Here is a 20,360-nt window from a genome sequence, read left to right on the forward strand (position 1 = left end):
GTTCTTGTTGTTGGTCAGGCCGCGAAGGCCATGGGTTTATGCGTGCCCTTGATCTGGGTCCGGTGCATGACGCGGCGTGCCTCGCCGTCGAACGGATCGCGGCGGTGCATGGTCGAGCGGTTGTCCCACATCACCAGGTCGCCCAGCTTCCAGACATGCTCGTAGACGAACTGCGGCTGCGTGACGTGCGTCCACAATTCCTCGAGCACCGCGTCTGACTCTTGGCGCGAATAGCCTTCGACGTAGGAATTGCGCCGCCGCCCGAGATAGAGCGTCGCCCGGCCGTTGGCGGGATGCTTCAGGATCGCCGGATGCCAGGCGCCGGGGGCGGCCATCGGATCGTCGGTCGGTGTCACGCCCTTGCGCAGGTAGCCGCCGGAATTGTAGGTGCCGTCGTGCTTGACCCGCCGGCCCTCGATCTTCTTGCGCAGCCCGGCCGGCAGCGCGTCGCAGGCCGCCTGCATGCCGCAGAACCAGGTGTTGCCGCCGGACGGCGGGATTTCCAGCGAATAGAGCATCGAGGCATCGGGCGGCGTGTCGAGATAGCTCATGTCGGTGTGCCAGACCGCTTCGCCGGCGCCCAGCGCGCCGATCGGGTCGCCCTTCTTGTCGAGCACGTTGGAGACGACATAGATGTCGGGATAGCCCGGCGGGCTGATGCGGCCGCGCTCCTGGTTGGGCGGCGGATCGAGTTCGCCGAAGCGGCGGCTGAATGAGAGCAGGTCGTCGTCGCTGAGCTTCTGCCCGCGCAGCAGGATCATCGAATGTTCGTACCAGGCGCGCTCGATGGCGGCGAAGTCCTGGTCGCCGAGGGTCCTGAGATCGACGCCGGAAATCTCGGCGCCGACCGCCGTGGTCACGGGACGCACCGTAACGCTCATGTCGCTTCCTCCAATTTTGTTGACGATGATCGGCCCGCTTCGACGGCCGATCAAGCGCCGAGCAGCGGACGCAGCCAGCTCGTGAGCTTGTCGGCGATGACGGGCGCGACGGGCCCGGCAAAGCCGGGACTGGTGGGCCAGGTGATGAGCTTCAGATTGTGACTGACTCCCGCGGCGATCAGGGCCTCGCCCGGCGCGGTGCGCTGGCCGAGCGCATCGATCAGCGGTTGGATATCGGCCATCGGCACCACCTGGCGGTCGGCGCCGCCCTGCAGGATCAGGCAGGCGAGATCGAGCCCGGCCAGCGCCTTGGCCGGATCGAACGCCAGCGCGCTCTGCAGGAACGGCCCGGCATAGGGTGGAAACAGCAACTGCTGCTCGCGCGGCAGGCCGGCGGGCACGCGGCCGGCGGTCATGATCGCGCTTATCGTCCGTTCGACGGGCTCGACCAGCGGCGGCGCCCCGCGCGCGATCTGGGCGCGCACGATGTCGGCAAGCGGCCGTCCGGGTGTGGCGGCCAGCACCAGCCCGTGCAGCCTGCGCGGCCCCATCGTCCTGGCCGCCAGCGCCCCGGCGGCGGCAAGGGCCAGCAGGCCGCCCTCGCTGTGTCCCAGCAGCGCGGTGGCGTAGGGTTTGATCTCGTCGTGCCTGAGAAGCTCGCCGTGCGCGGCGGCAACGTCGCCCACGAAATTGTCCCAGACGAAGAACCGCTCCTGCTCCTCCAGCGCGCCGGTGGGCCTGGGCGTCGAAGCACCGATGCCGCGCTTGTCGTAGCGCAGGCTGGCGATTCCGGCCGCCGCCAGCAGCTCGGCGATCTGCTTCAGGAGATCGGGACGTTCCGCGATCAGCGGGTTGTTGCCGTCGCGATCGGTCGGCCCGCTGCCGGCAATCAGCACGACGCCGGGGACTTTCTGCAGTTCGCTCCAGCGTGGCAGCAGCAACGTGCCCGCGAGCATGGCGCCACCCGCGCCGGCGAACCGCACCGCGCGGTGCTTCATGCCGGTGGCGTAATAGCCCTTCCATGGGCTTTGGGCCCAGGAACTTTGGGTGCCGGCAACCAGCGGCGTCAGCGCGCCTGCCGCGAGCAGCGCGCGGCGGCCGATCATTCGCGGCTTTCCGGCCTCGGCATGTTGCCCATGCGATGGCTCATCTGCCGGCCGCCGAAAAGATGGACATGAAAGTGGAAGACGAGCTGACCGCCATTGGGACCGTGGTTGGCGACGATGCGATAGCCGTCGGGTTCGAGACCGAGATCCCTGGCGACTTTCGCCACGGCCCGCCAGAAGCCGACGAGTAACTCCGGAGGCGCTTCGGCGCAAAAATCCGCTTGGCTGACATACTCGCCCTTGGGGATCACCAGCACGTGCACTGGCGCCAGCGGGTTGATGTCGTGGAAGGCCAGCGCGAACGCGTCCTCGTGGACCTTCTTGCACGGCAGCTCGCCGCGCAGGATGCGCGCGAAGATGTTGTTGCGATCGTAGGCAGGCATGACGGACTCCGAGAATGCGTACGAAGCATAGCCGAAGATGTCTTCTCCTCCCCCGCCTAAGCGGGGGAGGGGATCAAGAGGGCGGCCGTTGCCGTCGCTATCTCTTGCGGCTTGCCTTCTCGGCGATGCCCGACAGGCCTTCGCGGCGGGCGAGCTCGGTCCACACCGCCTTGGGTTTCACGCTGGTCGCGGCCCACAGGGTCAGCAGGTGATAGAGCAGGTCGGCGCTTTCGGCGACCAGCTTCGGCCGGTCGCCCTTGATGCCCTCGATCAGCGCTTCGACGGCCTCCTCGCCCAGCTTCTTGGCAATCTGGGCGCGGCCGCGGCTGAACAGGCGGGCGGTGTAGGAGGTGTCGGGGTCGGCGCCCTTGCGGCTGTCGATCACGACATAGAGCCGATCGAGCACATGCTCGTCGACACTCGCGACATCATCCTGGCGTCTTTTCTTCGACGCCTTCTTCTTGGCTTTTTTGTCTTTGGCCATCGAGGGGGGAAACTCCGCCGCCCGGGGAAGGGCGGAACACGCGATCCTGGCGCCTCTTGTGCGGGCGCCCCTTTATCTATTGTCGATGGCTATTTTACGCCAATTTCACGCCGCGCGCGAGATTTGTCGTACCGGCACGCCGGCGCGGGCGAGATGTTCCTTGGCCTGGGCGATGGTGAACTCGCCGAAATGGAAGATCGAGGCGGCCAGCACCGCCGAGGCGCCGCCGCGGGTCACGCCATCGACCAGGTGGTCGAGCGTGCCGACGCCGCCCGAGGCCACCACCGGCACCGGCACGGCATCGGACACCGCGCGCGTCAGTTCCAGGTCGAAACCCGACTTGGTGCCGTCGCGGTCCATCGAGGTGATCAGCAGCTCGCCCGCGCCCGACTGTGCCATGCGACGCGCCCAGTCCAGCGTGTCGAGGCCCGTGCCCTTGCGCCCGCCATGGGTGAAGACTTCCCATTTGCCGGGAGCGCTCTGCCGGGAGTCGATCGACACCACGATGCACTGGTCGCCGTACTTCTCGGCGGCTTCCTTGACGAACTCCGGCCGCGTCACGGCAGCGGAGTTGATCCCCACCTTGTCGGCGCCGGCCAGCAGCAGGCGGCGGATGTCCTCGATGGTACGCACACCGCCACCCACGGTGAGCGGCATGAAGCACTGTTCCGCCGTGCGGCCGACGACGTCGAGGATGGTGTCGCGGTTCTCGTGGCTGGCCGTGATATCGAGGAAGGTGAGCTCGTCGGCGCCGGCGGCGTCGTAGATTCTCGCCTGCTCGACCGGATCACCGGCATCGCGCAGGGACTCGAACTGCACGCCCTTCACGACTCGCCCATCCTTCACGTCGAGGCAGGGAATGATGCGGACCTTCAGCATCACTCGCCCCTGAGCACGCGGATGGCGTCGGGCACGGTCACGCGCCCGTCGTAGAGCGCGCGGCCGACGATGGCGCCCACGATGCCGTGTTCCTCGGCGGGCCTCAGTTCGCGCAGGTCGTCGAGCGAGCTGACGCCGCCCGAGGCGATCACCGGCGTGGTGAGATGCTGGGCGAGCGTCACCGTGGCATCGACATTGACGCCGCCCATGGCGCCGTCGCGGTCGATGTCGGTGTAGATGATGGCAGCGACCCCGGCGTCCTCGAAGCGCAGCGCCAGGTCGAGGGCGCGCACCGTGCTCTGCTTGGTCCAGCCATCGACCGCGACCATGCCCTCGCGGGCATCGATGCCGACCGCGACCTTGCCCGGCCACTGCTTGCAGGCGGCCTTCACCAGGCCCGGTTCCTTGACCGCGACGGTGCCCAGGATGACGCGGCTGACGCCGGCGTCGAACCACTGGGCGATGCTCTCGATGGTGCGGATGCCGCCGCCGAGCTGGGCCGGTACCTTGATCTCCTTCAGGATCTCGACCACCGCCGCGCGGTTCACCGGATGGCCTTCCACGGCGCCGTTGAGATCGACGAGATGCAGCCATTCGCAGCCGGCCTGGGCGAAGGCCTTGGCCTGGGCGGCCGGGCTGTCGTTGAACACCGTGGCCCGTGCCATGTCGCCGCGCAGCAGGCGAACGCACTTGCCGTCCTTCAGATCGATGGCGGGAAAAAGAATCATCGCGGCGGGGGTTTAGCGCGTCGACGGGTCTTGCGCTACTCTCCCTTGTGGTGCCGGCGATTCAATCCTCGTTTTCCAGCCAATCCACCGGAAAGCCAATTAAACCGCGCTTGCGGGCTTGCGCGCCAAGGCGGAAAGTTCTTCTCACGAAGCGTGGTGGTCGCATCACGCGGAGAGGAGCCGAGAGGTTCCTCGCGGTGGCGAAAGCCGCTGAAGGGTTCTCGGAGTGCCCTGCGAACTCGTCCGACGGGACGATGCGCGCCCTTCGCGAGGGAGAGCGCTGGCAGGAAAAAGCAGCCGGGGATTCGTTGTGGGAAGTCCATGCGCATGGACGGTCTGCACCCGAGGATGGTGGTGGCGAGCGGGAATCTCGCAATTTCACTAGCCCGTCGCGGTCCCTCCGGGGCCACGGCGGACCGCGCCCCGCGGAGGAACGTGACGAGCGTTCTTTCAGGGACGTATGAAGCGGCGAAGTCGGGCAACCGGCTTCGCCGTTTTCTTTTTGGCCCGTTTTCTTTTTGGATCGCCCGCCGCTAGTCTCCGGCCATGACCCGCTACACCCCCGATCTCCTGGCCGCCGATCTGGCCGACCTCACCGCCATCCGCCGCGACATCCATCGCCATCCCGAGACGGCCTTCGAGGAGGAGCGGACCTCGCAGATCGTGGCCGACAAGCTCACGTCCTGGGGCATAAAAATCCATCGCGGGCTCGCCACCACCGGCGTTGTCGGCACGCTCAAGGGCAACCGGCCGGGGCAGAAGACGATCGGGCTGCGCGCCGACATGGACGCGCTGCACCTGCAGGAGAAGAACGATTTCGACTACGCCTCGTCGGTGCCCAACAAGATGCATGCCTGCGGCCATGACGGTCACACCACGATGCTGCTGGGCGCGGCCAGGCGGCTCGCGGCGTCACCCGACTTCGCCGGCACGGTGCACTTCATCTTCCAGCCCGCCGAAGAGGGGCTGGGCGGCGCCCGGGTGATGATCGAGGAAGGCCTGTTCGACAAGTTCCCCTGCGACGTCGTCTACGGCATGCACAACATGCCGGGCTTTCCGGTCGGCCACTTCGCCATCCGCCCCGGCGCGATGCTCGCGTCGTCCGACAGCTGGGAGGTCACCTTCAAGGGCACCGGCGGCCATGGCGCCATGCCCGATCGCGGCACCGATCCGACCTTCGTCGCGGCACAGTTCATCGTGGCGGTGCAGGGCATCATCGGCCGCAACGTCTCATCCAGCCAGGCCGCGGTGCTGAGCGTCGGCCACATCGCGGCGGGCACGGCGGGCTCGCCCAACGTCATCCCGTCGGAGGTGCTGATCCGCGGCACGGCGCGCAGCTTCTCTCCGGCCGTACGTTCGTTGCTGGAGCGCCGTCTGGCCGAGGTCGCGGCGGGCATTGCGCAGGCCGGCGGCTGCGAAGCGGTGAGCAAGTATCATCGTCGCTATCCGGCGCTGATCAACGCGGTGGAGCAGACCTCGATTGCGGTCGAGGCCGCGGCGGCAACGGTCGGGCGCGAGAATGTCGAGCCCAACACGCAGCCGATCGCCGGCGCCGAGGATTTTGCCTTCATGCTGGAGAAGAAGCCGGGCGCCTACATCATGATCGGCAACGGCGGCACGGTGGAGGGCGGCTGCCACAACGTCCATTCGCCGCTCTACGACTTCAACGACAAGATCCTGACGACGGGCGCGGCCTACTGGATGAACCTGGTCCAGCTCGAGCTGGGCGACGCGGCCTAAGTCTCAGGCGCGCTCGTTCTCAGGCGCGATGGTCGAACGGCCGCTCGCTCGAGCGGCCGGCCGGCTCAACCGCGAGTTCGCTGCCGCGCTTTTCGATCGTCTTCTCGATCGCGGCCCGGCTGAGCCGGGTCCGGTCGTCGCCTTCGATCAACCAGGCGACGCCGCCAGCCTGGCCGACCTGGCGGGCCCGGCGGAGCGCATCGTCCAGCATCTCGTAGGACGCGGGCAGCAGGCGGTGCTTGGCGGCCAGAAACTCCTTTTCGGAGGTGCAGACGTAACCCACGGTCCACCAAAGCCTGTAGGTCATGCGACCTCCCTGTGTCTGCGACCCACTGTGGACCGGAGAATACCCTTACGCCTTTTGGCCGGCGGTCGATACGCACCCGCCGCCGCAGGAGCGCGCAGAGCGGCATCAACCGGATTGCCGCTTCAGCGGTTGGGGTTCACTCAGGCGGTGTAGTCGAAGGCCCAGGCGTCGCCGGCGGTATCCCAAGTGCCGCCGTCATTCAGATGCACCGCGGCGAAGCAGTCGATGCCGAGGTCGAAGATCGTCACGATCTCCGGTGCCTGCTGGGCACCCGACGGCATGGCGAGGACGTGGCCGTCCTCGAGCGAGCCGGCCCAGGCCGACGGTTCGGCGGCGGGCAGGATCAGCCCGTCGGACAGGCCGCCCAGGGCGACCAGCGGATCCTCGGCCGGCATCGCCGTCGCGGCGAGGGCGGCGGCCCGTTCCGCGGCGCCGATCGGGCCGCTCATGAAGACAGCGCCGGGTTCGCCGAACAGCCGGTCGAGCGCGGCGCCATACGAAGGGGCGTCGAGGCCGGCATCGGCCCAGCGCGAGTCGAGCGTGGCGTAGATGGGAAGGTCGTGGCGATCGAACTCGACCAGATCAGGCCCGACGAGGAACGTCGTATCGATGGTCGAGCTATCGGAGGGGACCGAAGGGCTCATGGGAAATGTCTTTCGTTCTGAAATATTAGTTTAAGTATACTGAATAAATCATTGAGAATAAAGAGAGAACGTTGCCCAGTATGCTTCCGGCGCGCCCGCATCCTGGAATTCGCAAGGAATCGCAATGGCTTGGCTCCGGTCAACAGCCTACGGTGCGGCCCACATTCCAGTATTCGGGGGCGGTCGATGAACGGTGCGGAGAGTCTGGTACGGACCCTGGTGAAGGGTGGCGTGGAGGTCTGTTTCGCCAATCCCGGCACATCCGAGATGCATTTCGTCGGCGCCTTGGACCGAGTGGAAGGCATGCGCTGCGTGCTCGGCCTGTTCGAGGGCGTGTGCAGCGGTGCCGCCGACGGCTACTACCGCATGACCGACAAGCCGGCCTCGACGCTTCTCCATCTCGGGCCCGGTCTCGCCAACGCGGCGGCCAACCTGCACAACGCCAAGAAGGCAGGGTCGGGCGTCGTCAATATCGTGGGCGAGCACGCGCTCTATCACATCAAGTACGACACGCCACTCACCGCCGACATCGAAGGCATCGCCCGGCCGTTTTCGCATTGGGTGAAGACCTCGCCCACGTCGAAGACGGTGGCGGGCGACGGCGCGCTCGCGATCCAGGCGGCGCGCGTGGCGCCGGGCCAGATCGCCACGCTCATTCTTCCGGCCGACACCGCCTGGGGCGAAGCCGACGGCATGGCCGAGACGCCGGCGACGCCGGCACCAGACAAGCCCACCAGCGATACCGTGGTGGCCGCCGCCAAGGCGCTCAAGATGCCGGGCGCGATGCTGTTCATCGGCGGGCGCGCCCTCCGTGCGCGCGGACTGGAACTCGCGGGCAAGATCGCCGCCAAGACCGGCTGCAAGGTCCAGGGTGCTGGCGGCACGGCGCGCATCGAGCGCGGCGTCGGCCGCGTGCCGGTGCTGCGGCTGCATTTCGTGATCGAGAACGCCCAGGCCCAGCTCAAGGGCACCAAGCAGATGGTGCTGTGCGGCGCCAAGGCGCCGTTCGCCTTCTTCGCCTATCCCGGCAAGCCGTCCGTGCTCTCGCCGGACGATTGCACGATCAGCACGCTCTGCCCGGTCGAAGGCGATCCCATCGCCTCGCTCGAGGCGCTGGCCGCCGAATTGGGCGCGCTCAATGAAAAGGCGGCAGGCATCGCCCAGCCCAGCCGTCCCGATCGTCCGACCGGCAAGTTCACGCTCGACGGTCTCGGCCAGGCGCTGGGCGCCACCATGCCGGAAGGCGCCATCGTGGTCGACGAATCGGTGACGACGGGCCGCGGCTTCTTTCCCTTCAGCGCCGGCGCGCCGCCGCACGACTGGCTGAACAACATGGGTGGCTCGATCGGCTTCGGCGGACCGGTCGCCGTCGGTGCAGCGGTCGCCTGTCCCGACCGCAAGGTCATCTGCATGATCGGCGACGGCTCGGCGATGTACACGATCCAGTCGTTGTGGACGATGGCACGCGAGAATCTCGACGTCTGCGTGATGATCTTCTCGAATCGCTCCTACAACATCCTCTACAGCCAGCTCGCCGATGTCGGCGCGGCCAATCCCGGCCCGCGCGCCATCGACATGCTGACACTCGATCGGCCGACGCTTCAGTTCACCGATCTCGCGAAGGGCATGGGCGTGCCTGCCGGCAAGGCGACCAACCTGGAAGAGCTCACCAAGCAGCTCACCTACGCCATGTCGCAAAAGGGTCCGTACCTCATCGACGTGATCATGTGAGCGAACTCCGCGAGCGCACCCTCTACGGTCGGCGCCGCGGCAAGAAACTGCGCGACGGGCAGCAATCGCTGCTCGCGACGCTGTTGCCGCGCCTTACGATCGTCGTGCCACCGGAGCCGGAAAAGATCGATCTGGCGGGACTTTTTGGCGGCGCGCTGCCGGCCGATGGCGTGTGGCTCGAGGTCGGTTTCGGCGCGGGCGAGCATCTCGTCTGGCAGGCGAAGGAACATCCGAAGGTCGGCTTGATCGGCTGCGAGCCCTATATCAACGGCGTCGCCAAATGCCTCGCTCATGTCGAGCGCGAGGGCGTGCACAACATTCGCCTGTTCACCGACGACGCGATGCTGGTGATGAAGGCGCTGCCCGACGCTTCGCTGTCGCGCGCCTTCGTGCTCTTTCCCGATCCCTGGCCGAAGTCGCGCCACCACAAGCGGCGCTTCGTGCAGCGCGCCAATCTCGACGTGCTGGCCCGCCTGATGATCCCGGGCGCGGAGCTGCGCCTCGCCACCGACGATCCGGGCTACCTGGCCTGGATGGTGGAGCATGCCTGCACCCATCCGGCCTTCGATTGGCTGGCCGAGCGGCCGGCCGACTGGCGTGGCCGGCCCGACGACTGGCCGCCGACGCGCTACGAACAGAAGATGCTGGCCGGTCACAAACCGGCGTTCCTGCGCTTCAGGCGTCGATAGGCTTGCGGCCGGGTCGGATCAGCACCAGCAGGGCGGCGGCGACCTGCAGCACCAGGCAGGCGATCAGCGAGGTGCGGTAGTCGCCGGACAGTTCGTGCAGCACGCCCAGGATCGACGGTCCCGTAGCGGCGACGAGCTGGGTGATGGCGACGTTCAGGCTGACGGCGCGGGCGAAATCGCGGCGCGGGAATTCCTGCTGCACGATCAGGCCGGGGAGCGTGATCAGATTGCCGACCCCGAAGCCGAACAGGATGCAGCCGAGGTAAAGGCCGGATACCGACGAGGTCTGAAGCAGCACGATCATGCCCGCGATCTGGATGGCGAGATTGGCCGAGGTGGCGCCGCGTCGGTCGACGTGGTCGATCACCAGGCCGACCGAGAAGCGCCCGATCAGGGCCGATAGAGCGGTGACGCTGACGACCCAGCCGGCCTCCTTCAGGCCGAGCGTGGGCACGAGGAACGCCGCCTGGTGGGCGATGAAGCTGATCTGCGCCAGGAGACCCAGCGAAAAGGCGCCGACCATCGTGAGATAGCGCGGCTGGCGGAGAAGCTGGGCGCGGCTCATCAGTGTACCGGCCGGCTCGACCGACGTCGTGGGCTCGTCGCCGGCATCGTGCTCGTCGGGCCGGCGCGGGCGGAGCGCGAAAGCCGCCAGCGGCCACAGAGTGGCCAGCACGACGGCGACCGCGGCGATACAGGCCCTGGTGAAGCCCAGCGTGTCGATCGCCCAGGCGAAGGCCGGCGCGAACAGCAGCCCGCCGCAGGTCGCGCCGTTTAGCGCCAGGCTGGCGGCCAGGCCGCGGCGGCGGTGGAACCATTGGGCGACGATGGTGTTGATCGCGGCACCCCCCATGGCGGCCCAGCCCGGGATCATCACCAGGAAGGCGAGGTAGAGCTGCCAGGGCCGGTCGATGATCGTGAGGCCCAGCACGCCCAGGCCCATCAGCCCGACGCCGGCCAGGACGACGATCCGCGCGCCTCTTTTCTGGATGACGTCGCCCACCTGCATCACCAGGAAGGCGCCGACGATATAATAGAAGGTGATGCCGGCGGAGATGGTGGCCGGCGACCAGCCGTGGGTCTTGGTCAGAGCCGCCAGATATAGGCTGAGGCCATAGAAGCCGAGCCCCCACCCGTAGAGGGCCACGGCAAAGGTGCAAAAGACCACCCACCAGCCGTGGTAGAGACCGCGCCGCCTCTCGTCTTCAGCCCCCAATTCACCCTCCTGCGGGCCGAAAGACCAGCGAAACTGCCGGAAAAGCTTGCCAGTTGGCGGTACTGCGCCTATATCCGCGCCATCCTCATCGGGTTCGCGGGACGAGCCAAACAAAAAGAGTGGGCCAAAAACCCGCTCTTTTCATTTGCCGAAACCCCGCCACCCTAACGTCGAGAAGCATCGCCCTCGTGACCGACCTGCTGCGTCGAATCGAAGACATCGTCGCCCCGACCATCGTCGGCATGGGCTACGAGCTGGTTCGCGTCCACTTGAGTCGTGGCGGCACACTGCAGGTCATGATCGAGCCGGCCGATGGGCGGCCGATGGATGTCGAGGATTGCGCCAACGTCTCACGCGCCCTATCTGCGGTGCTGGACGTCGAGGACCCGATCACCAGCGCCTACACGCTGGAGGTGAGTTCGCCCGGCATCGACCGACCGCTCACCCGGGCCAAGGACTATGCGCGCTGGACGGGCCACATGGCCCGCCTCGAGACCGCCGAGCCGGTCGAGGGCCGTCGCCGCTTCAAGGGCACGCTGCTGGGCCTGGAGGACGGCATCGTGAAGCTCCGTCTCGAGGATGGCCAGGAGACCGGCGTGCCGCTGTCGGCGGTCTCGCGGGCCAAGCTCGAGATGACCGACGCGCTGATCGAGGAACACCGCCTGGCCCATCAGGGCACCGGGCAGGCTCACTGAACGATACGAACGAACACGGTAGAACAAGAGGAACTGAGACATGGCAACGACCGCCGATATCCCGCGCCTGGAGATGCTGCAGGTGGCTGACATGGTCGCCCGCGAAAAGGGCATCGAGCGCGAGGAAGTGCTCGAGGCGATGGAGCAGGCCATCCAGAAGTCCGGTCGCGCCAAGTACGGGCTGGAGCACGACATCCGTGCCGAGATCGACCGCAAGACCGGCGAGATCAAGCTGCTGCGCTACATGCAGGTTGCCGACCCGATCGAGAACGAGAACACCCAGGTCCCGCTCGTCGAGGCGCAGCGCCGCAATCCGGAAGCACAGGTCGGTGATTTCCTGACCGACGAACTGCCGCCGATCGACTTCGGTCGCGTCGCCGCCCAGACCGCCAAGCAGGTCATCACCCAGCGGATGCGCGAGAGCGAGCGCAAGCGCCAGTACGAGGAATTCAAGGACCGCATCGGCGAGATCGTGTCGGGCGTGGTCAAGCGCGTCGACTACGGCAACATCACCATCGATCTGCAGCGCGCCGAAGGCGTGATCCGCCGCGACGAGACGATCCCGCGCGAATCCTTGCGCGTAAACGACCGCGTCCGTGCCTACATCTTCGACGTGCGCGAGGAGCCGCGCGGCCCGCAGATCTTCCTGTCGCGCAGCCATCCGCAGTTCATGGCCAAGCTGTTCATGCAGGAAGTGCCGGAAATCTACGACAACATCATCGAGATCAAGGCCGTGGCCCGCGATCCCGGCAGCCGCGCCAAGATCGCGGTGCTGAGCCACGACAGCTCGATCGACCCGATCGGCGCCTGCGTCGGCATGCGCGGCAGCCGCGTCCAGGCGGTGGTGCAGGAACTGCAGGGCGAGAAGGTCGACATCATTCCGTGGTCGCAGGACACCGCGAATTTCATCGTCAACGCACTGGCGCCGGCCGAGGTCAGCAAGGTGCTGATGGACGAGGAAAAGAACAAGACCGAGGTCGTCGTGCCCGACGACCAGCTCAGCCTCGCGATCGGCCGCCGCGGCCAGAACGTCAAGCTCGCCTCCCAGCTCACCGGCTGGGAAATCGACATCATGACGGAGACCGAGGAGAGCGAGCGCCGCCAGAAGGAAACCCGCGAGCGCACCGAGCTGTTCAAGCTGGCGCTCGATGTCGACGACGTGATCGCCCACCTGCTGGTCGCCGAGGGCTATGGTTCGGTCGAGGACGTGTCCGAGACCGCCGTCGAGGATCTCGCCACCGTCGAGGGCTTCGACGAGGAGATCGCCACCGAGCTGCAGCGCCGCGCCCGCGAGTTCATCGAGAAGCGCGATGCCGAGCTCGCTTCGCGCCTCGCCGAGCTGGGCGTGAGCGAAGAAGTGCAGGCGGTCGAGGGCCTGAACCTCGCGATGATCGTGGCGCTGGGCGACAAGGGCGTGAAGACGCTCGACGATCTCGCCGACCTCGCCTCCGACGAGCTGCGCGAGATCGTGGGCGAGAGCGCCATGGACAACGATACTGCCAACGCCATCATCATGAAGGCGCGCGAGCACTGGTTCGCCGACGAGGCCGCCCCGGCCGCCGAAGCGGCCAAGGCCTGAACGGAGACTGCCGACCTTGATGCCTGCCGTCACCATGACCCAATCTGACCTCACGGTGCCTGCCGCGCCGGGACCGATGCGCACCTGCATCGCGACCGGCACGGAAGGAACGCCGGAGCGGATGATCCGCTTCGTCGTCGGGCCGGATGGCGAGGTCGTGCCCGATCTGGCGCGGCGGCTGCCGGGTCGCGGCCTGTGGGTCCGGGCGGAGCGGGCGGCGCTCGAACGCGCCGTGGAAAAGAGCCTGTTCTCCAAGGCCGCGCGGGCCGCCGTGAAGGCGCCGGCCGATCTGGCGGAGCGGGTCGAACGGCTCCTGCTGGAGAGGCCGCTGGCCGATCTCGGCCGGGCGCGTCGGGCCGGCCGGGCCGTGGCAGGCTTCGTGAAGGTGGAACAGATGATCGCCCAGCGCCGCGTCGGGCTGCTGGTCGTGGCCGACGAGGCCGACGGCGACGGGCTGGGCAAGCTCGTTGCCACCGGCCTGCCGCTGGCACGGTTGGGCGATGCGACGTCGCTGGGCGGCCTCTTTGGCCGCGAGCAGGCGGTCTATGTGGCGGTTGCCCGTGATGATGCGGGCGGCGAGTTCATTCAACGAATTGCGGTCGGTGCCGCGCGGTGGCGCGGCTATCGACTGAATAGCGCCGGTTGACGGGCCGGAGCGGACCAAGGACAACACGCGACATGACGGAACAAAAAGAAGAGACCAAGGCCACCAAGCCACTGACCCTCTCGACCACGGCGCGTAGCGGCGCCGCGGCCAAGGCGGACGCGACCCAGGTGCGGCAGAAATTCTCGCACGGGCGGACGCGCGCGGTGACGGTCGAGGTCAAGAAGGCGGTCAAACGGCCCCCGGGTGCTGCGGCTCCGGCCGCGGTCGCCGCGGCGCCCGCGCCCGCGCCCGAAGCGCCCAAGCCTGCGGCGCCGACCGGCCGCACCCTGAAGCTGGGTGGCAGCGCTGCCGCGGCGCCCGCCGCCCCGGCGCGCCCGGCCTCGGCGCCGCGCCCGGCCGGCCAAGGCCCCGGCGGCCGCGGCATCGTGCTGAAGACCCTCACCGAGGAAGAAAAGGAAGCGCGCACGCGCGCCCTGGTCGACGCCAACAAGGATGCCGAGATCGCCCGCCAGCGTGCGGCCGTCGACGCCGCCCGCCGCGCCATCGAGGACGAGGCGCGCAAGAAGTCGGACGAGGAGCACCGCAAGCGCCTGGCCGAAGAAGAAGTGCGCAAGAAGACCGAGGACGAGATCAAGCGCAAGGCCGATGCCCTGGTGCAGAAGCGCCTCGACCAGGCGGCCACCGCCTCGCCGCAGGCGACGATCGCGCGCCAGGCCCAGGAGATCGAGTCGGGCGCCCAAAGTGCGGCCGCACCCGCCGCTCCCGCCATCCGCCGCCCTCCCGGCGCGCCGGGAACGACGCAGGCGACCGAATCGACGTTGCTGCGCCGTCCGCCGCTGCGGCCCGTCATCAACAAGCGCCTGCCGCAGCCGCCGGGTGCCCGCCGTGAAGCGCCGAAGCGCCGCTCCGACAAGATCGACGTCGGCCGCGCGGTCGAGGGCGAGAACGACTTCCGCAGCCGCTCGGCGGCGCAGATGCGGCGCCGGCTGGAGCGCGAGCGCCGCCAGCAGAATGCCGACGACGGCCAGCAGAAGGTCTACCGCGAGGTCACGATTCCCGAGACCATCACGGTGCAGGATCTCGCCGCCCGCATGACCGAACGCGGCGCCGACGTCATCAAGACGCTGATGCGCATGGGCGTGATGGCCACCATCAACCAGGCGATCGACGCCGACACCGCCGAGCTGGTGGTGACGGAGATGGGCCACAAGTTCAAGCGCGTGGCCGAAGGCGACGTCGAGACCGGCCTCGCCGAGACCGTCGACGCCGACGAGACGCTCGAGCCGCGCCCGCCCGTGGTCACGATCATGGGCCACGTCGATCACGGCAAGACCTCGCTGCTCGACGCCTTGCGCGCCACTGACGTGGCGGCGCACGAGGCCGGCGGCATCACCCAGCACATCGGCGCCTACCAGGTGACCCTGGCCTCGGGCCAGAAGATCACCTTCCTCGACACGCCGGGCCACGAGGCGTTCACCGCCATGCGTGCCCGCGGCGCCAAGGTGACGGATATCGTCGTGCTGGTGGTGGCCGGCGACGACGGCGTCATGCCGCAGACCAAGGAAGCGATCGCTCACGCCAAGGCGGCGGGTGTGCCGCTCATCGTTGCCATCAACAAGATGGACAAGCAGGGTGCGGATGCGACCCGCGTTCAGAACGAACTGCTGCGTGAGGAAATCCAGGTCGAGGCGCTGGGCGGCGACGTCCAGGCGATCGAGGTCTCGGCGACCAAGAAGATGAACCTCGACAAGCTCGAGGAAGCGATCCTCCTGCAGGCCGAAGTCCTCGAGCTCAAGGCCAATCCCAGCCGGATGGCCGACGGTGTCGTGGTCGAAGCCAAGCTCGATCCGGGCCGCGGCTCGGTGGCGACGGTGCTGGTCCAGCGCGGCACGCTCAAGGTCGGCGACGTTCTCGTCGCCGGCGCCGTGTGGGGCCGCGTGCGCCGCCTGGTCGACGATCACGGCGTCGGCGTGCAGAGCGCCGCGCCCTCGGTTCCGGTCGAGATCCTGGGTCTCGACGGCACGCCGCAGGCGGGCGACGAGTTCCACGTGGTCGAGAGCGAGGCGCGCGCGCGCGAGATCGCCGACTTCCGCGTGCGGCGCGATCGCCAGAACCAGCTTGCCAAGGTCGCGGGCGGCCGCGGCACGCTGGAAGAAATGATGAAGGGCATCCGCGAGGGTACCGCCAAGGACCTGCCGGTCCTGATCAAGGCCGACGTGCAGGGTTCTGCCGAGGCACTGGCGGGCGCGATCTCGCGGCTTTCCACGGAGAAGGTGGCGGCCCGCGTCGTCTACAGCGGCGTCGGCGGCATCAGCGAGGCCGACATCACGCTCGCCAAGGCGTCGGGCGCGTTGCTCATCGGCTTCAACGTGCGTGCCAATCCGCAGGCGCGCGAGATCGCCAAGCGCGACAAGATCGACATCCGATACTACTCGATCATCTACAAGGTGACCGAGGACATGCAGGCCCTGATGCTCGGCCTGCTCGACCCGACCTACAAGGAAACCCTGATCGGCAACGCGCAGATCCGCGAAGTATTCAAGATCACCAAGGCCGGCAACGTCGCCGGCTGCATGGTCACCGACGGCATGGTCAAGCGTGGCGCCAAGGTCCGTCTGCTGCGCGACAACGTGGTCATCCACGAGGGCACGCTGAAGACACTGCGCCGCTTCAAGGACGAGGTCCGCGAGGTCCAGCACGGCTTCGAGTGCGGCATGGCGTTCGAGAACTACGAAGACATGAAGGTCGGCGACGTGATCGAATGCTTCGACATCGAGGAAGTTAAGCCGTCGCTGTAACGATGCTTTCCTCCCCTTCGCGGACTCCGCGAAGGGGAGGTGTCACCGTCTTACGGTGACGGAGGGGTCATGACCCCCTCCGGCCCTGCGGGCCACCTCCCCCGAGACGGGGGAGGAGAGCAGTGGAAAGGAACACGCCATGCCGCGGCGTCGCTCATCCGAACGTGAAAAGAACCGTGCCCCCGGGCAGCGTCAGCTCCGGGTGGGCGAGGAACTGCGCCATCTGATCGCCCAGCTGCTCGAGCGCGGCAACATGCACGACCACGACCTGCGCGATGCCTCGATCACGGTGACGTCGGTCAATGTCAGTCCCGACCTGCGCAACGCCACCGCCTTCGTCGTGCCGCTGGGCGGCAAGGACGAGGAACGGTTGCTGGCCGCGCTTCGCCGGGCAGCCCCCTGGTTTCGCGCCCGGGTGAGCGAGAGCGCGGGCCTGCGCAGTGCGCCGGAAATCCGCTTCGAACTCGACCGTACCTTCGACGAAGCCGAGCGCATCGATGCCCTGCTGCGCCGGCCCGACGTCGCCCGCGACCTTAAGGACGATTGAGGTAGTACTCGTCGCGCGGGAAGAAATCGGTGTTGGGCGATGCCGCCGGCACGGCCTTGCCCTTGTTCAGCACTTCGATCTTCTTCTCCTCGAACCATTTCCGGAGATCGCCGCGGTCGACCCGCGCTACCGCCAGGTGCAGGTCGATGTCGGGACGCTGCAGCAGTTCCAGGATCTTGGCGCGGTCGTAGGGGATCGGCCGGTCGCTGCCGATCAGCGCCGGGTGCACCATCGTGACGTAGGGGAAGACCGAGCGGAACGTCTCGATCGAACGCTGCGTCGGCGCCCATTGGACGTAGAGGCCGCCCGGCGCCAGCTTCGCCCGCACCTGGCGGAAGAATTCCTGGGAATTGAGCAGGCCCGAAAGCGCCGACTTCGGCAAAATGGCATCGGCCTCGATCACGTCGTAGCGCGTCGTATCGAGGGCGAGCGCGTGACGTCCGTCGGCGATGACGACCTCGAACTTGGGATTGGCGAAGAGGCTTTCGACACCTGATTTCCCGCCCTGGCCGACATAGTCGCGCAAGGTGGCGATCACCGGGGCCACGATCTCGATCACCCGCACGCGCTCCGTGCCCGGGTGCAGGCCGGCGGCGTAGGGTGTGCCGCCGGTGCCCGAGCCGATCACCAGCACGCGCTTCGGCGCCCCATGTACCAGCGGTCCGATGGCGCCGAGGAAAGTGTGCACGGTGTCGAAGGGCAGGCGGCTCTGCGAGTGGCCCTGGATGTAGAGCTTGCCGCTCTGGGCGTCGTCCAGTTTCAGCAGGCTGAGGCCGGTCTTGTCTTCGGCGACGATGGCCTTTTCGACCGTGAGCCCGTGCAGGCGGCGCCAGAACGATTCGCCGCCGGGAAACAGCACCAGGCCCGCCGTCAGCAGCGCGGCGGGGACGTAGGCCCAGCGTGTCGATCGCGCGCCGAAGAGTTGCAGCACCGCGAAGGCGAGTCCGATCGCCACCAGCAGCTTCAGCGTGCCGGCCGTGCCCACGAGGTCGAGCAGCAGCAGGCCGGCGACCAGGCTGCCCATGCTGTTGCCGACGATGTTGGCGAGCTGCACCAGCCCGACGCGGCTGCCCAGCCGGTCGATGTCGCGTTGCACCGCCTTCTGCACCACCGGAAAGGAGAACCCCATGATGAACGAGGCCGGCAGAACGACGACGGCCAACAGCAGGGCGATCAACGCGATGTCGGCGGCTTCGTCGGTCACGATATCGCGGTCGACGAAGGTCGAGGGCAGGATGTCGGCGCCGATGGCGAGATAGACGAACCAGGCGCCGCAGAGCGCCAGCGTCGTCGCCACGCCCTGCATCAGGAAGAAGAACCGCCTTGGATCGGCGATGCGATCGATCATCCGCGCGCCGACCAGGAGCCCCGCCGCATCGCCCAGGAGGAAAACGGCCAGGACCAGCGAAAAACTGTAGCCGTTGGACTGCAGCAGGACGCCGATCAGGCGATACCAGACGATCTGCAACGCCACGATGAGAAAGCCGCTGATGAACACCAGCAGCGACCAGCGCCAGACGACCCCATCGGTCGAATCGGGGGGAGCCACCGCTTTCGGCCTTGGCGTGGCGTCAGCCATGTCGAGGCCGCGCGCCAGCAGCAGGCCGCCGGCCGCAACGACGAGGTTGAGGGCCGCGCCGACGTAGATCGCCTTGTCGAATCCGAACGTGCCGATCAGGTACCAGCCGCCTGTGAAGGCGCCGATGCCGGCGCCCAGCGTATTGAGGCCGTAGAGCCAGCCGATCAGCTTTGCCGAGCCCGCGATCTGGCTCACCACCGCCTTGGAGAGGAAGGGCAGCGAGCAGCCCATCAGGAAGGTCGGCCACAGCAGCCCGGCGAAGACGACGGCGAAGATGACGCCGCGCGAGGAAGCAAGCGGCAGGAATTTTAGATAGATGACGTCGTAATAGAGCCAGGGACTGAGTACCGCGAAGACGGCGATGCCGACCTCGCAGAGCGCGAAGGCGATCAGCGACGTCCGTCGCGACAGCCGGTCGGCGTAGAGACCGGCGGCCAGGCTGCCGATGCCGAGTCCCAGAAGGAACGCACCGACCACCAGGGCGGCGGCGATCGTGTCGGCGCCGGCGAACAGGCCGAGCAGGCGATGCCAAGCGGTCTGGTAGATCAGGGCGGCGGCGCCCGAGAGGAAGAACAGCCCGAAAAGTGCGGATTGCCGGACGCGATCCGACTGCAGCCCCGATATCATGATGGCAGCCTGCCTGAAGCCACGGCTGGCGCCCAACGATTTGTCGGCCTAAACGGAGCCCTCATCGGGTTGCCCATCAAAGGGCGGGGGTTACCCCGCCCGATCGAGACGCGGCCTGCGGCCGCTCCTCAGGATGAGGTTCCGGTTTGGAAACACGAAGTCCTCACCCTGAGGAGGCTGCGCAGCAGCCGTCTCGAAGGGTGGGCAACACGCTCGTTGGTCGTTTGGAAATGGCGCGCAGGAAGAAGGGCGAGAAGATCGACGGCTGGGTCGTGCTCGACAAGCCGGTCGGGCTGGGCTCGACGCCGGCAGTCAGTCGCGTGCGCCGCCTGTTCGGCGCCCAGAAGGCCGGTCACGGCGGCACCCTCGATCCGCTGGCCAGCGGCGTCCTGCCGATCGCTCTGGGCGAAGCGACCAAGACCGTCCCGTTCGTGATGGATGGCCGCAAGGAATATCGATTCACCCTTCGGTTCGGCGAGGCCCGCTCGACCGAGGACGCCGAGGGCGAGGTCACGGCCACGAGCGAGGTCCGGCCGACCGACGAGGCGATCCGCGGCGCCCTGGGCGCCTTCGTGGGCGAGATCGACCAGGTGCCCCCGGCCTATTCGGCGCTCAAGATCGACGGCCAGCGGGCCTACGATCTCGCGCGGGCGGGCGAAGTCGTGGAAATGAAGAGGCGCCGCGTCCGCATCGACCGTCTGGAATTCCTGGCCCGGCCGGACAGGGACCATGCAGATTTGGTGGTCGAGTGCGGCAAAGGCACCTACATCCGGTCCCTGGGCCGCGATCTGGCGGTCGCCCTGGGGACCGTCGGACACCTGTCGGCGCTGCGTCGGACGGCCGCCGGTCCGTTCCGGGAAGAGCAGGCCATTTCGCTTCCCAAGCTGGAGGCCCTCGGGCATATTCCCGCGCTCTTCGGGGCCCTGGTTCCCGTTGTGACCGCGCTGGACGACATCCCGGCGCTGGCCCTGACGGAAACCCAAGCCGACCAGCTGCGCCACGGCCAGCCGGTCTTCTTGACCCGGGACGCACCTCCCTCCGGCGCACTGCTTCGCGCCGAGTCGGGTGAAAAGCTGGTGGCGCTTGTCCGTTCGGACGGCGCCTCGCTCCAGCCGGTGCGCGTTTTCAACCTTTAAGTCA

General features: G+C 67.7%; 19 protein-coding genes. 9 read left to right on the forward strand and 10 right to left on the reverse strand.

The window, feature by feature from the left end; translation table 11 throughout:
• Nucleotides 1-14: 14 nt before the first annotated feature.
• The 6 genes from EPO55_RS20570 to hisA all read right to left on the reverse strand — a co-directional run bounded on the left by EPO55_RS20570 (nt 15) and on the right by hisA (nt 4,461).
• On the reverse strand, nt 15-881 hold the full coding sequence (locus EPO55_RS20570) for a TauD/TfdA family dioxygenase (RefSeq protein WP_296339093.1): 867 nt from the start codon (nt 879-881) through the stop codon (nt 15-17).
• 50 nt (nt 882-931) lie between these two features.
• Nucleotides 932-1,987, reverse strand: coding sequence for an alpha/beta fold hydrolase (locus EPO55_RS20575; RefSeq protein WP_296339096.1), 1,056 nt, complete (start codon nt 1,985-1,987; stop codon nt 932-934).
• A complete protein-coding gene (locus tag EPO55_RS20580) occupies nt 1,984-2,370 on the reverse strand; it encodes a histidine triad nucleotide-binding protein (protein WP_296339098.1) in 387 nt (128 codons plus the stop codon). Before EPO55_RS20580 ends, EPO55_RS20575 begins: the two co-directional genes overlap by 4 nt.
• Nucleotides 2,371-2,467: 97 nt before the next feature.
• Nucleotides 2,468-2,854 (reverse strand): phosphoribosyl-ATP diphosphatase, encoded by a 387-nt coding sequence (locus tag EPO55_RS20585; protein WP_296339099.1) that lies wholly within the window; start codon nt 2,852-2,854, stop codon nt 2,468-2,470.
• A 105-nt stretch (nt 2,855-2,959) separates the two neighbouring features.
• Nucleotides 2,960-3,733 carry an imidazole glycerol phosphate synthase subunit HisF gene (gene hisF, locus EPO55_RS20590; protein ID WP_296339100.1) on the reverse strand — a complete coding sequence of 258 codons (774 nt, stop codon included), beginning with the start codon at nt 3,731-3,733 and terminating at the stop codon, nt 2,960-2,962.
• On the reverse strand, nt 3,733-4,461 hold the full coding sequence (gene hisA, locus EPO55_RS20595) for a 1-(5-phosphoribosyl)-5-[(5-phosphoribosylamino)methylideneamino]imidazole-4-carboxamide isomerase (RefSeq protein ID WP_296339101.1): 729 nt from the start codon (nt 4,459-4,461) through the stop codon (nt 3,733-3,735). The genes hisF and hisA overlap by 1 nt, the downstream gene beginning before the upstream one ends.
• A 546-nt stretch (nt 4,462-5,007) precedes the next feature.
• On the opposite strand from hisA, the gene EPO55_RS20600 reads away from it, so the two are divergent.
• A complete protein-coding gene (locus tag EPO55_RS20600) occupies nt 5,008-6,201 on the forward strand; it encodes a M20 aminoacylase family protein (protein WP_296339103.1) in 1,194 nt (397 codons plus the stop codon).
• Nucleotides 6,202-6,220: 19 nt separating this feature from the next.
• On the opposite strand, the gene EPO55_RS20605 is transcribed toward EPO55_RS20600, so the two are convergent.
• Together EPO55_RS20605 and EPO55_RS20610 are read right to left on the reverse strand one after the other, a co-directional pair.
• Nucleotides 6,221-6,508 carry a hypothetical protein gene (locus tag EPO55_RS20605; protein ID WP_296339105.1) on the reverse strand — a complete coding sequence of 96 codons (288 nt, stop codon included), beginning with the start codon at nt 6,506-6,508 and terminating at the stop codon, nt 6,221-6,223.
• A 140-nt stretch (nt 6,509-6,648) separates the two neighbouring features.
• Nucleotides 6,649-7,152 carry a hypothetical protein gene (locus tag EPO55_RS20610; protein WP_296339106.1) on the reverse strand — a complete coding sequence of 168 codons (504 nt, stop codon included), beginning with the start codon at nt 7,150-7,152 and terminating at the stop codon, nt 6,649-6,651.
• Nucleotides 7,153-7,338: 186 nt separating this feature from the next.
• On the opposite strand from EPO55_RS20610, the gene EPO55_RS20615 reads away from it, so the two are divergent.
• Together EPO55_RS20615 and trmB are read left to right on the forward strand one after the other, a co-directional pair.
• Nucleotides 7,339-8,883: an acetolactate synthase large subunit gene (locus EPO55_RS20615; protein WP_296339107.1), complete on the forward strand. Its 1,545-nt coding sequence runs from the start codon at nt 7,339-7,341 to the stop codon at nt 8,881-8,883.
• On the forward strand, nt 8,880-9,572 hold the full coding sequence (gene trmB / locus EPO55_RS20620) for a tRNA (guanosine(46)-N7)-methyltransferase TrmB (protein ID WP_296339108.1): 693 nt from the start codon (nt 8,880-8,882) through the stop codon (nt 9,570-9,572). The genes EPO55_RS20615 and trmB overlap by 4 nt, the downstream gene beginning before the upstream one ends.
• On the opposite strand, the gene EPO55_RS20625 is transcribed toward trmB, so the two are convergent.
• Nucleotides 9,559-10,788: an MFS transporter gene (locus EPO55_RS20625; RefSeq protein ID WP_296339109.1), complete on the reverse strand. Its 1,230-nt coding sequence runs from the start codon at nt 10,786-10,788 to the stop codon at nt 9,559-9,561. The genes trmB and EPO55_RS20625 overlap by 14 nt on opposite strands.
• A 119-nt stretch (nt 10,789-10,907) precedes the next feature.
• Here EPO55_RS20625 and rimP point away from each other — a divergent pair, with 119 nt between their 5' ends.
• The 5 genes from rimP to rbfA all read left to right on the forward strand — a co-directional run bounded on the left by rimP (nt 10,908) and on the right by rbfA (nt 17,014).
• A complete protein-coding gene (gene rimP / locus EPO55_RS20630; protein ID WP_296339110.1) occupies nt 10,908-11,483 on the forward strand; it encodes a ribosome maturation factor RimP in 576 nt (191 codons plus the stop codon).
• Between the two features lie 40 nt (nt 11,484-11,523).
• On the forward strand, nt 11,524-13,062 hold the full coding sequence (nusA, locus tag EPO55_RS20635) for a transcription termination factor NusA (RefSeq protein ID WP_296339111.1): 1,539 nt from the start codon (nt 11,524-11,526) through the stop codon (nt 13,060-13,062).
• A 34-nt stretch (nt 13,063-13,096) separates the two neighbouring features.
• On the forward strand, nt 13,097-13,708 hold the full coding sequence (locus EPO55_RS20640) for an RNA-binding protein (RefSeq protein ID WP_296339113.1): 612 nt from the start codon (nt 13,097-13,099) through the stop codon (nt 13,706-13,708).
• A gap of 32 nt (nt 13,709-13,740) precedes the next feature.
• Entirely contained in the window at nt 13,741-16,467 is a 2,727-nt protein-coding gene (infB, locus tag EPO55_RS20645) for a translation initiation factor IF-2 (RefSeq protein WP_296339114.1), read from the forward strand.
• Nucleotides 16,468-16,606: 139 nt separating this feature from the next.
• The gene (rbfA, locus tag EPO55_RS20650) at nt 16,607-17,014 is read left to right on the forward strand and encodes a 30S ribosome-binding factor RbfA (RefSeq protein ID WP_296339116.1); all 408 of its coding nucleotides are present in this window, start codon (nt 16,607-16,609) and stop codon (nt 17,012-17,014) included.
• Here the strand turns inward: rbfA and EPO55_RS20655 are convergent.
• Nucleotides 17,001-19,220, reverse strand: coding sequence for a fused MFS/spermidine synthase (locus tag EPO55_RS20655; RefSeq protein ID WP_296339118.1), 2,220 nt, complete (start codon nt 19,218-19,220; stop codon nt 17,001-17,003). The genes rbfA and EPO55_RS20655 overlap by 14 nt on opposite strands.
• 230 nt (nt 19,221-19,450) lie before the next feature.
• On the opposite strand from EPO55_RS20655, the gene truB reads away from it, so the two are divergent.
• Nucleotides 19,451-20,356, forward strand: coding sequence for a tRNA pseudouridine(55) synthase TruB (gene truB, locus EPO55_RS20660; RefSeq protein ID WP_296339119.1), 906 nt, complete (start codon nt 19,451-19,453; stop codon nt 20,354-20,356).
• Nucleotides 20,357-20,360: the final 4 nt, after the last annotated feature.

The organism is Reyranella sp. (genome assembly GCF_004296935.1).
Lineage (GTDB): Bacteria > Pseudomonadota > Alphaproteobacteria > Reyranellales > Reyranellaceae > Reyranella.

Bases quoted from the DNA above. Each gene is read 5' to 3' on its own strand.
- hisF (WP_296339100.1), bottom strand. From the start codon at position 3,733: ATGCTGAAGGTCCGCATCATTCCCTGCCTCGACGTGAAGGATGGGCGA.
- EPO55_RS20605 (WP_296339105.1), bottom strand. From the start codon at position 6,508: ATGACCTACAGGCTTTGGTGGACCGTGGGTTACGTCTGCACCTCCGAA.
- EPO55_RS20570 (WP_296339093.1), bottom strand. From the start codon at position 881: ATGAGCGTTACGGTGCGTCCCGTGACCACGGCGGTCGGCGCCGAGATT.
- nusA (WP_296339111.1), top strand. From the start codon at position 11,524: ATGGCAACGACCGCCGATATCCCGCGCCTGGAGATGCTGCAGGTGGCT.
- rbfA (WP_296339116.1), top strand. From the start codon at position 16,607: ATGCCGCGGCGTCGCTCATCCGAACGTGAAAAGAACCGTGCCCCCGGG.
- EPO55_RS20640 (WP_296339113.1), top strand. From the start codon at position 13,097: ATGACCCAATCTGACCTCACGGTGCCTGCCGCGCCGGGACCGATGCGC.
- truB (WP_296339119.1), top strand. From the start codon at position 19,451: ATGGCGCGCAGGAAGAAGGGCGAGAAGATCGACGGCTGGGTCGTGCTC.
- infB (WP_296339114.1), top strand. From the start codon at position 13,741: ATGACGGAACAAAAAGAAGAGACCAAGGCCACCAAGCCACTGACCCTC.
- EPO55_RS20655 (WP_296339118.1), bottom strand. From the start codon at position 19,220: ATGATATCGGGGCTGCAGTCGGATCGCGTCCGGCAATCCGCACTTTTC.
- EPO55_RS20615 (WP_296339107.1), top strand. From the start codon at position 7,339: ATGAACGGTGCGGAGAGTCTGGTACGGACCCTGGTGAAGGGTGGCGTG.
- hisA (WP_296339101.1), bottom strand. From the start codon at position 4,461: ATGATTCTTTTTCCCGCCATCGATCTGAAGGACGGCAAGTGCGTTCGC.
- EPO55_RS20600 (WP_296339103.1), top strand. From the start codon at position 5,008: ATGACCCGCTACACCCCCGATCTCCTGGCCGCCGATCTGGCCGACCTC.
- EPO55_RS20575 (WP_296339096.1), bottom strand. From the start codon at position 1,987: ATGATCGGCCGCCGCGCGCTGCTCGCGGCAGGCGCGCTGACGCCGCTG.
- EPO55_RS20585 (WP_296339099.1), bottom strand. From the start codon at position 2,854: ATGGCCAAAGACAAAAAAGCCAAGAAGAAGGCGTCGAAGAAAAGACGC.
- EPO55_RS20610 (WP_296339106.1), bottom strand. From the start codon at position 7,152: ATGAGCCCTTCGGTCCCCTCCGATAGCTCGACCATCGATACGACGTTC.
- EPO55_RS20580 (WP_296339098.1), bottom strand. From the start codon at position 2,370: ATGCCTGCCTACGATCGCAACAACATCTTCGCGCGCATCCTGCGCGGC.